Source organism: Pseudoalteromonas luteoviolacea, assembly GCF_000814765.1.
GTDB lineage: Bacteria > Pseudomonadota > Gammaproteobacteria > Enterobacterales > Alteromonadaceae > Pseudoalteromonas > Pseudoalteromonas luteoviolacea_H.
In genome coordinates this window covers 545,554-558,362 of record NZ_JWIC01000005.1, presented here as the reverse complement: position 1 = coordinate 558,362, position 12,809 = coordinate 545,554, and the positions used below count along the sequence as shown (strand labels likewise).

The 12,809-nt window shown below is 39.3% G+C and carries 12 protein-coding genes; 7 read left to right on the top strand and 5 right to left on the bottom strand.

Annotation, left to right across the window (positions count from 1 at the left end; translation table 11 throughout):
• Positions 1 to 11 precede the first annotated feature (11 nt).
• Together JF50_RS09910 and JF50_RS09905 are read left to right on the top strand one after the other, a co-directional pair.
• Positions 12 to 686 carry a type 1 glutamine amidotransferase domain-containing protein gene (locus tag JF50_RS09910; RefSeq protein ID WP_039609272.1) on the top strand — a complete coding sequence of 225 codons (675 nt, stop codon included), beginning with the start codon at positions 12 to 14 and terminating at the stop codon, positions 684 to 686.
• 11 nt (positions 687 to 697) lie between these two features.
• Positions 698 to 1,306 (top strand): glutathione S-transferase family protein, encoded by a 609-nt coding sequence (locus tag JF50_RS09905; protein WP_039609271.1) that lies wholly within the window; start codon positions 698 to 700, stop codon positions 1,304 to 1,306.
• A 37-nt stretch (positions 1,307 to 1,343) separates the two neighbouring features.
• On the opposite strand, the gene JF50_RS09900 is transcribed toward JF50_RS09905, so the two are convergent.
• The 4 genes from JF50_RS09900 to JF50_RS09885 all read right to left on the bottom strand — a co-directional run bounded on the left by JF50_RS09900 (position 1,344) and on the right by JF50_RS09885 (position 4,852).
• Positions 1,344 to 3,800 carry a M1 family metallopeptidase gene (locus tag JF50_RS09900; protein WP_160290463.1) on the bottom strand — a complete coding sequence of 819 codons (2,457 nt, stop codon included), beginning with the start codon at positions 3,798 to 3,800 and terminating at the stop codon, positions 1,344 to 1,346.
• A 314-nt stretch (positions 3,801 to 4,114) separates the two neighbouring features.
• Positions 4,115 to 4,339, bottom strand: a complete 225-nt coding sequence (locus JF50_RS09895; protein WP_039609269.1) for a hypothetical protein — start codon at positions 4,337 to 4,339, stop codon at positions 4,115 to 4,117.
• On the bottom strand, positions 4,329 to 4,517 hold the full coding sequence (locus JF50_RS09890; RefSeq protein ID WP_039609268.1) for a hypothetical protein: 189 nt from the start codon (positions 4,515 to 4,517) through the stop codon (positions 4,329 to 4,331). Before JF50_RS09890 ends, JF50_RS09895 begins: the two co-directional genes overlap by 11 nt.
• 17 nt (positions 4,518 to 4,534) lie before the next feature.
• Entirely contained in the window at positions 4,535 to 4,852 is a 318-nt protein-coding gene (locus JF50_RS09885; protein ID WP_039609267.1) for a hypothetical protein, read from the bottom strand.
• 511 nt (positions 4,853 to 5,363) lie between these two features.
• On the opposite strand from JF50_RS09885, the gene JF50_RS09880 reads away from it, so the two are divergent.
• The 5 genes from JF50_RS09880 (at position 5,364) to JF50_RS09860 (ending at position 11,186) form a co-directional block, all read left to right on the top strand.
• Positions 5,364 to 6,185, top strand: a complete 822-nt coding sequence (locus JF50_RS09880; protein WP_039609266.1) for a substrate-binding periplasmic protein — start codon at positions 5,364 to 5,366, stop codon at positions 6,183 to 6,185.
• A gap of 77 nt (positions 6,186 to 6,262) precedes the next feature.
• The gene (locus JF50_RS09875) at positions 6,263 to 7,621 is read left to right on the top strand and encodes a hypothetical protein (protein ID WP_039609265.1); all 1,359 of its coding nucleotides are present in this window, start codon (positions 6,263 to 6,265) and stop codon (positions 7,619 to 7,621) included.
• A 276-nt stretch (positions 7,622 to 7,897) separates the two neighbouring features.
• Positions 7,898 to 8,638: a DUF2971 domain-containing protein gene (locus JF50_RS09870; RefSeq protein ID WP_039609264.1), complete on the top strand. Its 741-nt coding sequence runs from the start codon at positions 7,898 to 7,900 to the stop codon at positions 8,636 to 8,638.
• Between the two features lie 158 nt (positions 8,639 to 8,796).
• On the top strand, positions 8,797 to 10,449 hold the full coding sequence (locus JF50_RS09865; RefSeq protein WP_052262221.1) for an RNA-directed DNA polymerase: 1,653 nt from the start codon (positions 8,797 to 8,799) through the stop codon (positions 10,447 to 10,449).
• The gene (locus tag JF50_RS09860; protein ID WP_039609263.1) at positions 10,446 to 11,186 is read left to right on the top strand and encodes a hypothetical protein; all 741 of its coding nucleotides are present in this window, start codon (positions 10,446 to 10,448) and stop codon (positions 11,184 to 11,186) included. Before JF50_RS09865 ends, JF50_RS09860 begins: the two co-directional genes overlap by 4 nt.
• Before the next feature lie 259 nt (positions 11,187 to 11,445).
• Here the strand turns inward: JF50_RS09860 and JF50_RS09855 are convergent, their stop codons facing one another.
• Positions 11,446 to 12,735 carry a hypothetical protein gene (locus tag JF50_RS09855; protein ID WP_039609262.1) on the bottom strand — a complete coding sequence of 430 codons (1,290 nt, stop codon included), beginning with the start codon at positions 12,733 to 12,735 and terminating at the stop codon, positions 11,446 to 11,448.
• Positions 12,736 to 12,809 lie beyond the last annotated feature (74 nt).

Sequence of the window (12,809 nt, the reverse complement as noted above, 5' to 3'; positions counted from 1 at the left end):
GGACAAAAGAGATGAAAAAAGTGCTTATTCCCGTCACAAATCATGCAACTTTGGGTAATACTGAACAGCCCAACGGAACATATGCCCCAGAATTAACCCATGTTGTCGCTGTGCTTAAAGCGCATCAAATTGAGTTTGATATCGTATCACTTAAAGGCGGCAAGGTGCCGTTATATGGCACGGATATCGAGGACGATCAAGTAAATAGCGATATTTTGGCTGATGCCGCATTCATACAAAAAGTTGACAATACGCAGCTCATTAACGAAGTCAATATCGATGAATACGACGCTATTTTTTACCCTGGCGGTTTTGGTTTGTTAAGCGACTTGGCGACAGATAAAACTATGGGGGCATTAGCTGCGAAGCACTATGAATCAGGCGGTATTATCTCGGCTGTGTGTCACGGCCCTGCAGCCTTACTGCCTATTACTTTGGGTAATGGTAACGCGCTGATTGCCGATAAAAAAGTGACGTCATTCACGCGAGAAGAAGAAATCGATTTTGGTACCATTAATGACATTCCATTTTTGTTAGAAGAGTCTTTAACGAGGCTGGCTGCGCAGTTTAATAAAGTACAGCCATGGCAGAGCTTTACAGTAGAAGACGAGAGAGTCATCACAGGGCAAAACCCAGCCAGTGCACATGCTGTCGGCGAGTTGCTTGTGCATAGATTGACTGGGTAAGGAACCAAGTAATGATTACCGTTCACCATTTAAACGAATCGCGTTCGACACGAGTTATTTGGTTGCTCGAAGAGCTCAAGATGTCTTTTGAAATCGTGCATCATCAAAGAGATGAAAATACCAAGCTGGCGCCAGCTAGCTTAGGCAAAGTACACCCATTAAATAAAGCGCCTGTGATTGAACATAATGGTCACGTATTGTGTGAGTCAGGTGCAGTCTTGGAGTACATTTTAGACCTAAGTAGTGAAGGTTTACTCCGTCCCGCCAAAGGTGATGATACTTACTATGCGTACTTAGAGTGGCTGCACTTTGCTGAGGGGTCGCTAAGCTTACCTGTGATCACCTATTTACTGATGCAAATGGAAACGCGTACTGGTGATGCGCCGCTCGATGGGTATATTGCCAAGGAATTGAATTTAGATTTGACCTATATAGACGAGACGCTTGCTAAGCGCCCCTACTTTGCGGGCGATGCATTCAGCGCTGCAGATATAATGATGACCATTTCTTTAGAAATTGCTGACGACTTAAAGTTACTCGATAATCGACCGCATATTCAAGCTTTCCTTACACGTGTTCAAGCACGTCCTGCATACCAAAAAGCCCGTGCTTTTGGATGAGACTAAAAAGAGCTGTTAACAGCTCTTTTTATACTTCTTAATGTATTGATGTGATGCTTTGGCTTATTTTTTTAGTTCTTTCGATGCATTGGTCAATATTATGCATAACGACATTAAGTTTGTCTCCAAGTCCTTCAATGTGCTTCCATCCCTGAAACAAGCTAATCACCGCGTGCTTTTGTGCTTTTGAGCAGGCTGTCAGAAAACTGTATGGAAACCACTGCAATGAAGTGGCTGAGATCCGCTCTGCTATTTTTGTTTTTCTGTTTGCGATGAGGTCAGCAGCCACCACTCTGAGCGATGGGTTAAAAATGGGGTATTGAAAGTTGACATCGATGACCATACCCGTTGTTGCGTCGCTAAGCAGCAAGTCATAGTAATAGGTTGTTTTTTCTGCATTGTTGACATACCCCAGTGCGGGTAACATGCCGCTTTTTATATTATTCGGCATCTGTTTAAATTGTGCGACCAATTCTTGGTACTGTGTATCTGTGGTACTACTCGCGAGTACAGCAATCATGTTATGAAAATGCGCATGTTGTTGGCTGTTTGGCATCTCGTAATAGTATTTGGCAGCGCTGATGGCTGCAGTGTTTTGTAAGTAAAGACCAAAAAACTGTAGTACGTCACCACCGTAGGGTGTTGTCATTAGGTCTTCCCAGTTTGGTTGATGTGTCAGCTTTTTACTCAAATAGTGCGCAAATTGGCGCTGATGGCCAAGTTGTACATGGTCAATGAAAGCGTATTGAAGCTCTTTGAGTAGTGCATTTGCCTGCTCAGAATCGAGCGCAAGCCGATTTAATTCTCGAATGACACTGTCAATGTAGGCCATGTAGTCAATATGGCCACTGATTGCAAGAGATTGTTGGTTGTCTCGATAGGAGGCTTGTTCTTGCGGACTGAGTTGTTCAAATGGAAACTCGGCGAGTCCTGTGTCATCAACATAGCGAAAGTACCCAGCGCCATCTGTATCAAGGAAAACGCTTTGAACATTGGGCGGGAGTTTAATTAGAACTTGCTCACCTTCTAAGATTACCTTGTGTGTTAAGGCTTGTTTTCCATTCCACGATTTTATCGACACTGGGATAGTCCAAAGTATATCGCTTCTGTTTAATATATCGCTTTGTGTTAAGACATATTGGCCACCTTTTTTGGTTAAGGTGACAAGTGGGTAGCCGGTATTTTGGGTAAAACTGGTGACCATGTTTTGGAGTTTATTATCCGGTAATAAAGCCAAAAACTGGCGTGTGCTGACATTTTTACCAGCAAATTTTTTCACATAGAGTTGCAACCGCTGCTGAAGTGCATGTTCACCATAGGCTTGCTCAAGCATCTCTAGAATAGCACGACCTTTGGTGTAATAAAGTTGGCCATAAGCAATAGTATCTTCGCGTGTTTTAACATCAAAAATCAGTGGAACAGCATGGTCATTGTCGTCATTGAATGCTTTTACTTGCGGGACATAGCTACAAGCAGCGATATCCGAATAGAGTGATTGAATGACTTTAGCAGCAATAAACTCGGTAAAAGATTCATTGAGCCAATAGTCGTCATACCAAGCCATGGTGATGTCATTACCAAACCAACTATGGGCGATTTCATGGGCGATGAGCTTTTTAAATTCGCAGTGGGCGCGTGGCGGTGCATTTGAATCGGGTATTTGATTTTCATTTAATGACACTAGCCCTAGGTTTTCCATTGCTGCGACTGCGCCAAAATTGCCCACCACAAAGTCAAGCCGGCTGAAAGGGTATGAACTTTGTAAGTAGTCTTCGATAAATACCAACGAATCATTAACGACGTCTTTAAAGTATGGAGGCAACTTGATTTGTGCACTTTTAGGACTAAATACTTTTGTCTTTAGTCGTGTGTTGGCAACGTTGTACTCTGCAAACTGACCAAGCGCCAGCGCGAGAATATCGGTATTCATATTGGGTGTCTTTGTAAACTCAACCGTCTTTAAGTTACCGTTAAATTTAATTGAGGCTGGTAGGGTATTGTGAAGCACTGTATATAATTTGGGGGTAGTTACCTTAAAACTAAATGTGGCTTTTTTATCGGGTTCATCGAATGTTGGGAAGACTCTACGCGCTTCCATAGACTGAAATTGAGACAATAAATAGACTTGACCTTGATCATTTTCAACCCGGTATAGTCCTTCGACATGCTCAGATAGGTCAGCGCGATACGTAATTTTGAGTGAGGCTGTATCGCTTATTTCAATCGGTAAATTGTGTTTAATAATTTCATAGTGATTTGGCGCACTGGGACTAAGTGGGATCTCATTGCCCTGATATAGCAAAGAGACATGCTCGATAGCCAAGCCTTTACTGTGATAGGCGAGCACTTTAGTCGGTTGCATTAGTAAAACATTCAGGATTGTGGTGCCTGAAAAAGTGCTTTTATTTGGGTCTATGTGTAAATCAATGGATTGATGTTGGAGTTGGATGTGTTGTGGTAATCGATGCTCAAACGCCGTAGCCGATCTGCACATAAACACGCTTACTAGTAAAGCCAGCATAAAAAGAGTCAGTTTTAAACGCATCTTATTCCCCATTGAATTTTTATTATTGTCATTTTTTCCATGCTCAAAGTTGAACCGGTTGGGCATGAATATTGTATTGGCATTTGGTTAAGCTAGTACATAAGAGATTGCTTTTTCAAATTTAATTGATACTAAAGTCTGTATTTAACAGCAAAAAGATAGGGGTAACAGATTTGTTTTGTCAGGTCTGAGGAGCTTAACTAGACTTTGATAACAGGTAATAAAAAGCCCCGCGAGGGCGAGGCGATAGAATTTAAGCTTGTTTAGAAATTATCGTTTTTTTCTGTGTAGTCAATGACAAATAGAATAAGAGCCAAAATAAGTGAAGCCGGTAATATTGCATATATAAAGCCATCAAATATTCGTTGAAAACTTAATTCATGCACTTCTCCATTCAAAGCCACTTTTAAAAATGTAAGCCCTGTTAAAATTCCAATACAAACAATAACCAATTTAACAAATATTCTAAAACCAGTTTTAACACCCATTATTAATACTCAAACATAAATCGCTAATTACCTTTTCACTACCTTGCGTTGCAACCTCAGTATCAAATTGTTTAGCCGTGTCTGTGACTCCAACCTGTTCAAGCGCTTTATTTGTCAACGCTCCAGCGACTTGTCCAACCGCTTTTTCGACAATCTGCCCTAAAAATTTAAATGACATCCATTTAGTTTTGTGGCCTACAAAAACTTAATTAATTTGTCTCCAATAATCTTTGCCTGTGCTTGCTGTGGTAGATCTAAAAAAACAGAAGCCTCTTCACCTTTTATATTGTAAATAAAAATTATATTGGAAATTAACCATATAATTAAAACAATAAAAAGAATGACACATAAACCTATTAGCACTTTTGAAAAGAGCGCTCTTTCCGTCATTGAGGCACTTCCTACACTAAAAAACACCAAATAAAGGGCTAGCTTATTTATGATAAACTTAAAAGTTCTTAACTGTAGTTTAAGGCAAAATATACTCTCTACAAAGAAAGCCTTTTTATTCATTCTCTAATGCACCTTTCATAGGTTCTTCCAATTGTTCTGTTTTAGGTATTGGTGAAACAGTGTCAACGATTTCTTTCGCGGCAGTAACACCAAGGGGCCGTTATTCATGGCTCCACTAATTGCGCCAGTGGCTAAAGCCTTCGTATCTATCTTTCTAACATCAGATACTCCGAACTTAGCTATACCAAGTATTTTAACCCTGTTAGCACTGATTGTACTAACTAAACCACTAACAGCATATTTTTTACATTGTCATCAGTTTAGGAGTTTATTACTCCCTCCACATCAGCCAAAGACCCTACAACTTGAGTCGCATAATTTGTTGCAGCGGCAATAAGCTAAGGTGGTACAGCAAACTGACCAGTAGGCTCAACCACATTACTCGGGGCATTCCCTACATGAGTATTATGAATCACATTCAATAGCAAAAAGTACCGGGGAAATAGATTTGTTTTGTCAGATAAGGCGAACTTAACTAAGCTTTTAATAAAGGTGTTTTTTAGGCGGTATAATGGTCCTGTTGTTGCGAGCATTGATCACAGTGGGTTTAATAATTAGCTTTGCTTGCCATGCAGGGACTAAAACGGTGTCTGTGATCACCTTACCTGATTACGCGCCATTTGGGTTTTTAGACAACGGAGATACCCATGTTGTAAAGGTGGCTCCTGGGGAAGACAGTCCTGTATTTAAAGGATTTGCATGGGATGTAGTACGCGAGAGCTTTCATGAAATGGGCTACACAGTTGAGCTATGGGTGGTCCCTTGGGCCAGAGCATTAACCTACCTTGATAACGGTCGTGTCGATTTGATATTTCCTGTGAGCATCAGTGAAGAGCGCTTAAAAATATATCGATACTCCAAAGAATACGTCAATACCGTTTACTATCGTATTTATGTTTTAAAAGAACAACCCATAGAGTGGGAGTCGTTATCGACTTTAGAGGGGAAGACAATTGCGCAGATGCGAGGGTTTAATTATGGTGCTAAATGGGAGCAAGCCAATGATATTAAAAAATATGATGTAGGCGGTATATTTCAGGGGTTTGAGATGTTAAAAAGCAGAAGAGTACAAGGGTTTGCTGGCTACGAAGGCGTGTGGGATATTGTTTTGCAGCAACATGATTTAGAAGATGACATCATTAAGCTACCTATGTTTGACAGCAATAAAGAGTTTATTGCCGCATCATACGGTAATCCGATGGCTAAGAAGTTGCTCAAGCAGTTTGATTTGGGCAGGCAGCGGATCAGCGAAAATGGCACTTTGATGAGAATAAAGCACAAATGGTCTGGGTTGCTAAGTGAGCAATCTGAGGCACCCGCACAGAGAAACTAAACTCAATTCAAGAATTTGTTTTCAAGCATTTAAGTTGTTAGCCGATATTAAGATACGACTGAATAATAAGGATTATTATGAAAGTATCGTCTGCAAATGGTGTTTTGACTTACGCCTCTGTACCAGTGACCTCTTCTTATGAAAAACCGCACAATAGCGCTGTGAGTGCAGACAAGGTGTCTTTGTCAAAGCAAGCTATCAATCGCCATCCACTTTTAAGCAAACCTGCGTTTATTCAAGGTGCTGCGGATTTATCTGGAGGCGCACAGCGCAATGAATCCGGTGAGGTGACAAGTTATAGTGGTTTGTCATCACAAGCGCAGGTGGAGGATTTTATGGCAATCTTTGAGAGAATGTCATCCTCGCATCAAACTAAGCTGCGTTACTTGCCTGTGGATGAGTCATTTTTAACATTGGCTGATAAACTCACTGACCAGCAAATTGAAACTGTGATAGACAGCGCCTTTGCACTGTCAAAGCAATATGTGTCTCAGCAACAGAGCGGCCAAGAGCCAGTCAGTGATTATATTAACAATCTCAGCGCTTTATCAGATGATAAATTGGCAGTGACCTTGGATTTAACCAAGTCTGTCTTTGATTTAGGAGAACAAGAGTTAGCTGATAGGGCACTGAGCAACCGCTATCCTGTTGGGGTTATGTGGGGCACTACAGAAGATAAGCGTTTATATAAACCTGATCAGGCGCACCCTACACATGCGTTTATCACACAAGAACCGCTTGGTGCAAAGATGATAGAAGACTTAACTCATGCAGCTCAAGCGTTCACCATGGATGAACTTACCCAGTTGAAACAGAGCATGGAGGGAAGAAGTTACCTAGCGACGCGCGGTATTTTGGACATGGCCGCGCTGGTGTCTGACAATGACAAAGAAAATCTATTTACATTATTAAGTGAAGAACATGCCCACACGGAGGCGCTATTTAGTTTTTTTGGCACTCAGTCAGACAAATTAGCGTTTACGTCTTTTTATCATGCAAAGCAGGGCAGTGATATTGATGACGAAAACGTGGTTAAACTTTATTATACCTACAATACCGATTCTGATATGCAGCGCACAGCCATGATGGGTGATATGCTTAAATTGCATAGCCAGCAAGGGCTAGAGTTCGTCAATAATGCAGTCAATATGTTGCAACAGACGAATGCGTCACAAAGAAGTGATATATGGCAGCAGTGGCAGGGCGAGGCTATTGGCGCTGATGCTGTGTCTTTAGACGATTTAGCGCTGCAAATCGAGGCGAGTAAAGAAGATGAAGACGATAAAAAGCAGCAATTGCGTAATGAAATACGTGAAAGCTTTAAATGGAACTTTGCAACCGGGTTTGATAGCGCCCTCGATGAGATCAGGGTTTCAAAAACCAATAAATCAGAGCAATGGTATACTCGTTTCTGCCCCAAAATGTGTTTAGAGTAGTGCCTCTGCGTGAGAAACGGCCATTAGAAAATTATTTCAAAAGCACTGTTCTTATGTCTAGTTATTCTGTGTTTCTCCTATAATCAAGAAAACGAACCATTGGGTCGTTTTTATTTTTTCCGTAATTTCTATAATGATTAAAAATATACCTGTAGTAACAAGTTAATTAGTTAGTATACTAGAACTAGTACAATGACAAAAACGACCTGAGGCTCGGTAGAAAAACGACCCAATGGGTCGATATTAAATTGTTATATTTTCTATTGAGTAAATCAGATGTATTTGAATTTAGAAGAGCAAGATTTAGATAAATATATTTACCGTACAATACCCTTAAAACGCTTGTTTCAGTTGTTTGACGAAAAACAAAACACCTTAGTGAAGCCAAGTTTGTGGGAAGACACTTTTGAAAATTTTGTTCTACAAACAAAATTGGTCAACGAGTCAGGTGAAACAGTTGAGTATAATATCCATGACAGGATGTATGGTCAGTGCTGGACACAAGAGAAAGCATCCGACGCAATGTGGCGCATTTATTCTCAAGATAAGCGTGGTGTAAGAATAAGAACTAAGATTGGCGACCTTCTAGATAGTATTTGCATGGCAACAAACGACCAAGCTAACTGCGATCATTGTGTAGGTAAGGTTAATTACGTTAGAGAAGCAGAACTTGTCACTAGAGCTCGAGAAACCTTTTCTGAGACAGGGGGGATAACCTTTGGTGGTCTTTTTCGTTCATTATTGATTAAACGACGTGCATTTAAGCACGAAAATGAAGTTCGATTAATGTTTTGTGATTGGTCTGATGGTACGGGGGCTGAAAATATATTTAAGTACAGCATTAACCCACATGAACTTATTACTCAAATGATGTTAGATCCAAGGCTTGAACGACATGAAGCTGAAGACCTTAAAACAGAGATCCGCGCCCGAACTGGCTTTAAAGGGGACATCAAACGTTCACTACTCTATAGGCTGCCAGAAAACCTAACTATAGATGTGAAAACAAAAATATAACAATCTGTTTAAGAGTGATTCGCAACGTTTGGCATTTCTGCTATGCGTCGCGTTTAGTGTTTAAGGTGGTATGCGGCGGCTTTGGTGTTGCGTTGCTCACACCTTAACAGGGCGTTAAGTTCCTACGGGAATATTCCACATATCGACAAAGGATGTTTATGGCACAACAAGTTACTGCTGAAACCTTTACGTACAAAGAAGGTGAATTGAAATCAGCATTCGCCTTATCTACCAAAAATATAATAAAGTTTGGTGATACAGATATTTTCCCTTTCCCATATGAAACGAGAATGTTCTCAGATATTTTTGAGAAATTGTTAATTTCATTAGAAGATACACATAACGACTTTCAAGATAGGTTAAATGAATGCCCACCAGTTAACATAAGTACATGCTCAACCGTTGGTTATAATGGGTACAGGTGGGCGACTCAAATAGATCCATATTGGAATTCATATTTTCTTGGTTTAGTGCTTTCAATTACTGAGAAAATTGAAGCTTCAAGAGTTAATGATGATTATGTGTATTCATACAGATATTCCCCTGATTTTAGTACAGGTTCATTATTTAATAAGGATATAAATTGGCGCAAGTTTCAAAATGACAGCTTGGAACTAGCTAAAAGTGATCAATCTATAAACTACATCCTCACGTGCGATATAGCAGATTTTTATACTAGAATTTACCATCATAGATTAGAGAATGCTTTAGACCGAATTGATCCACAAAAAGACATTTCTTCAAAAATCAAAAAACTTATCCAAACTTTTTCTGGAACTAATTCTTATGGTCTCCCAGTTGGTGGTCCTGCTGCTAGGATCCTCGCTGAATTGGCACTCGACTCTCTTGATCACATATTGCTCATTAGCGGAGTTAAGTTTAAAAGATATGTTGATGACTTCATAATATTCTGCAAAACCAAAGAAGATGCTCATTCCGTACTAACATTGATTAGTCGTAAGCTAATGGAAAATGAAGGATTAACGTTACAAAAGCATAAAACGAATATTCTATCTAAGGACGAATTTACTTCATTGACCCAATCGAAATTATTTGGACTTGATGAAGATGAAGGTTCTCCTATGAAAGCAAAATTCATGAGCCTTCCAATTAGATTTGACCCATATTCACAAAATGCTGCTGAACAGTATGAAGAAATAAAGGAAACATTAAGTGATTTTGATTTACTAGGGATGCTAAGTAACGAGTTGCAAAAATCTAAAATTAATCAACCTTTTAGCAAGCAACTTATTAGAGCGTTTGCAGCAGTAGACGATCGAGTTTTGTCGGATGCATTTAACGTTATATTCAGTAGTATCAATGAGCTATATCCCATCTTCAATACTATAATCCAAGTGGCCACAACAAATTGGGGGCGGTTTGAAGAGCAAACTAAAAGTTTGATAAGAAATAAGCTAATTGAGCTAATTAATACAGATTCGTTTATTTTGAAAACAGAACTGAACCTTGCATACGTAGTTAAGTTATTTACCAAAGAAAACAATGTTGAGGGACAAACTGTTCTAACCGAGATACATCGCTCAAATACCGATAGTATTTTAATAACCTTGGTTGTTACTCAAGCAATGGCGAAATGGAATACTCACTATTGGTTATCAGAATTAAGAAGAACCTTTCCAACTATGACACCATGGCAAAGAAGGCTTTTCATTGTTTCATCATACCTTTTAGGTGATGAAGGCAAGCACTGGTTAACACACAATAAAGCAAAGTTTAACTTTATTGATGAAATTTATAGAGAGTGGGGAGCGTTTCGCAAAAGCAGCCGAAACCTAGAGGAGGCTTTATGATTTCAGAGTCTACTTTTTCTAAAAAATTCACTTCGTTTTGGAATGAAATACTGCCTAACTCAAAAAACTATGTCAGACTAATAAATGGTGGCTTGCTTGACCCAGTTTACGAACCTTTTGATACAGCAGAACGTAAAAACAATACAGCACTAGTAAACGTATTATCTTTTAATATGTTTCGAGAGTTATGCAATAAGAGTCAAACGATAGGTCAGCTTAGCAATAGCTCATATTTTGACAGCCAAAACTTTGAAAACTTGCTAGAAAATGGGATGGCCTATTTGTCAAAATTTAGTTACGGAGCAGAGTGTTCGTTACCTCTTTCGGTTAAAGAGAAAGAGCAAGCTAGCCAGCTTTTTAGACACATGTATATTCGTTATGTAGCTAATAATTCAAATGTAGTTATAGATCCTAAGTTTGACGGATGTGGTTTTATAAATGAATCATTCGGTGACATTATTTCAGATCATACGTTGGTAGAAATAAAGTCGGGTGAGAGACGATTTAGCCTAACTGATATAAGACAATTATTGATATACCTTGTATTGAACCATTATTCAAAAAAACCTTTTCAGATAAATTATATCGAGTTATTCAATCCAAGAATGGGAATAGCATTTACAGAGGACGTAGAAAGTTTCTGCTTAAATATTAGTGCATTGAATAGCCAAGAGTTATTCGCTGAAGTACAAAAGTTCATTGTTGATAATAACTTTGTTGAAACCTTCGGAACTTAACAAATCGTTTAAAAGGACAAAAACAGTTGGTTTTTGCTCCTGCGTAGCTTATTTTAACCAACTGTTATTTTCCCATTATTTGGGCGTTGTGAGCGAGTTTATCTGACACATAGCTGCCCCTCATCTCTACACGTTTATGTCCAAAAACGAGCTAGAACGACAGTTTGATTTTCGCTCATAGCAGACCTAATCAACTGTTAGATTAGATATGAGCTACTACAAATAAGTTTCAGAAACTAAAGCATTTTATCTTTGCTCGTCACATGAGTGTTTGAAAAAATGCATAAGCATCAAACTCAGAGCTTTGAGATAACAGAGATACAGAGTTTATAAGCTCGCTTGGTAAGTGTGATTGTATGCCATTTAAAAATGTTGCCACAGACGCGGGTTTACCTGATTTAATTTGTCGATTAAAACTCTGCCATGTATTAAATATATCGAGTTGCTTGTCTTCTTTTATAAGGGCAATATTGATTTCGTTTATAAGTACGAGTCCGCAATTATAATGTAATCGCGAGTTAGATTTTACAGCGCGGATGTAGTTGGGCTCTTGTTTTAACCCTTCAAGACAGTGACGCTGTGCAGTCACTATTTTTTCAGATAGCAAGCCAGTATTGTTTGCCACGTTTGCTGACGCGACCCCCGCTAAAAATTCAGCAGCGCCTTCATGTAGCCATGCTTCTGATGGGTTTTCAATGTCAGATCCTTGCTTTTGATAAAGGTGTGCTACCTCATGGGCAAAAAACCAAAAAATAGACTTGCTATTCACTTTTTCAATGGCTTTTTCTCCATACCAATGCAGGAAAATTTGATCGGATAAGGTGCCACCTTGATGGCCATATCGACCGTCATTGGTTTCACTAAATGAAGCAAATAAAGCAGGGCGATAATCTAATGTGCCCATTTTATCTGCAAAGAAGTCCATCAATTTAGGCAAATCTTTTTCAATGTGCTTCTTTAAGGTTGGAGGTAAGCGTCCATCAATTAAACTGACAAAGTGGGTATCTTCAATGGGGGCTTCATGACCAACATAGATCTTTTGACCACTGTCTTTACCTATCCACTGCACGTTATTTTTATGCACTTTGCCATTAACAATAATATGATTGAAAGGCGCTGTAATCGCGATTGGCCATGCGTTGGCATTGTCAGCACACATTGATGCACAAGCAAAAAAGCGTCCTGAATGAAGTAACATGCCTTCATCTGAAAATGGCGAGAATGGGGCATATTCCTTTGGTAATGGCGTATAGGTTGGTGTGAGTTTTATTTTGACCTCAGTAAATGGGCGGCCACCTTTTCTGGAGATACTTTCTTGACCAATCTCTTTGTTAAAACTGATTTCATAGTGTGAGTTGTCGGGCTGCCACCTTTTCACTCTTGAGTTATCGGGTGTTCTATTGAATACCAGCTTATTAATTGGCGTATCAACGTGATAGGTCACTGTCCATGTGTTATCTCGATGCTTTTCGATGTGTGTAAACACTTCGGCAGCAAATAGCAGTGGAGAGAATAGATAAAGTATAAAAAATATGCACAGTTTAAACACGCAACGGTTCCTTCATTTTACTTATTTATGTAGTTTGTATTTTTGCGTTTTTAGGAAACAATTAAGGATAATGA

Coding starts and splice junctions, on each gene's coding strand:
- JF50_RS09910 (WP_039609272.1), top strand. CDS start 12: ATGAAAAAAGTGCTTATTCCCGTCACAAATCATGCAACTTTGGGTAAT.
- JF50_RS09905 (WP_039609271.1), top strand. CDS start 698: ATGATTACCGTTCACCATTTAAACGAATCGCGTTCGACACGAGTTATT.
- JF50_RS09900 (WP_160290463.1), bottom strand. CDS start 3,800: ATGTGCAGATCGGCTACGGCGTTTGAGCATCGATTACCACAACACATC.
- JF50_RS09895 (WP_039609269.1), bottom strand. CDS start 4,339: ATGGGTGTTAAAACTGGTTTTAGAATATTTGTTAAATTGGTTATTGTT.
- JF50_RS09890 (WP_039609268.1), bottom strand. CDS start 4,517: ATGTCATTTAAATTTTTAGGGCAGATTGTCGAAAAAGCGGTTGGACAA.
- JF50_RS09885 (WP_039609267.1), bottom strand. CDS start 4,852: ATGAATAAAAAGGCTTTCTTTGTAGAGAGTATATTTTGCCTTAAACTA.
- JF50_RS09880 (WP_039609266.1), top strand. CDS start 5,364: ATGGTCCTGTTGTTGCGAGCATTGATCACAGTGGGTTTAATAATTAGC.
- JF50_RS09875 (WP_039609265.1), top strand. CDS start 6,263: ATGAAAGTATCGTCTGCAAATGGTGTTTTGACTTACGCCTCTGTACCA.
- JF50_RS09870 (WP_039609264.1), top strand. CDS start 7,898: ATGTATTTGAATTTAGAAGAGCAAGATTTAGATAAATATATTTACCGT.
- JF50_RS09865 (WP_052262221.1), top strand. CDS start 8,797: ATGGCACAACAAGTTACTGCTGAAACCTTTACGTACAAAGAAGGTGAA.
- JF50_RS09860 (WP_039609263.1), top strand. CDS start 10,446: ATGATTTCAGAGTCTACTTTTTCTAAAAAATTCACTTCGTTTTGGAAT.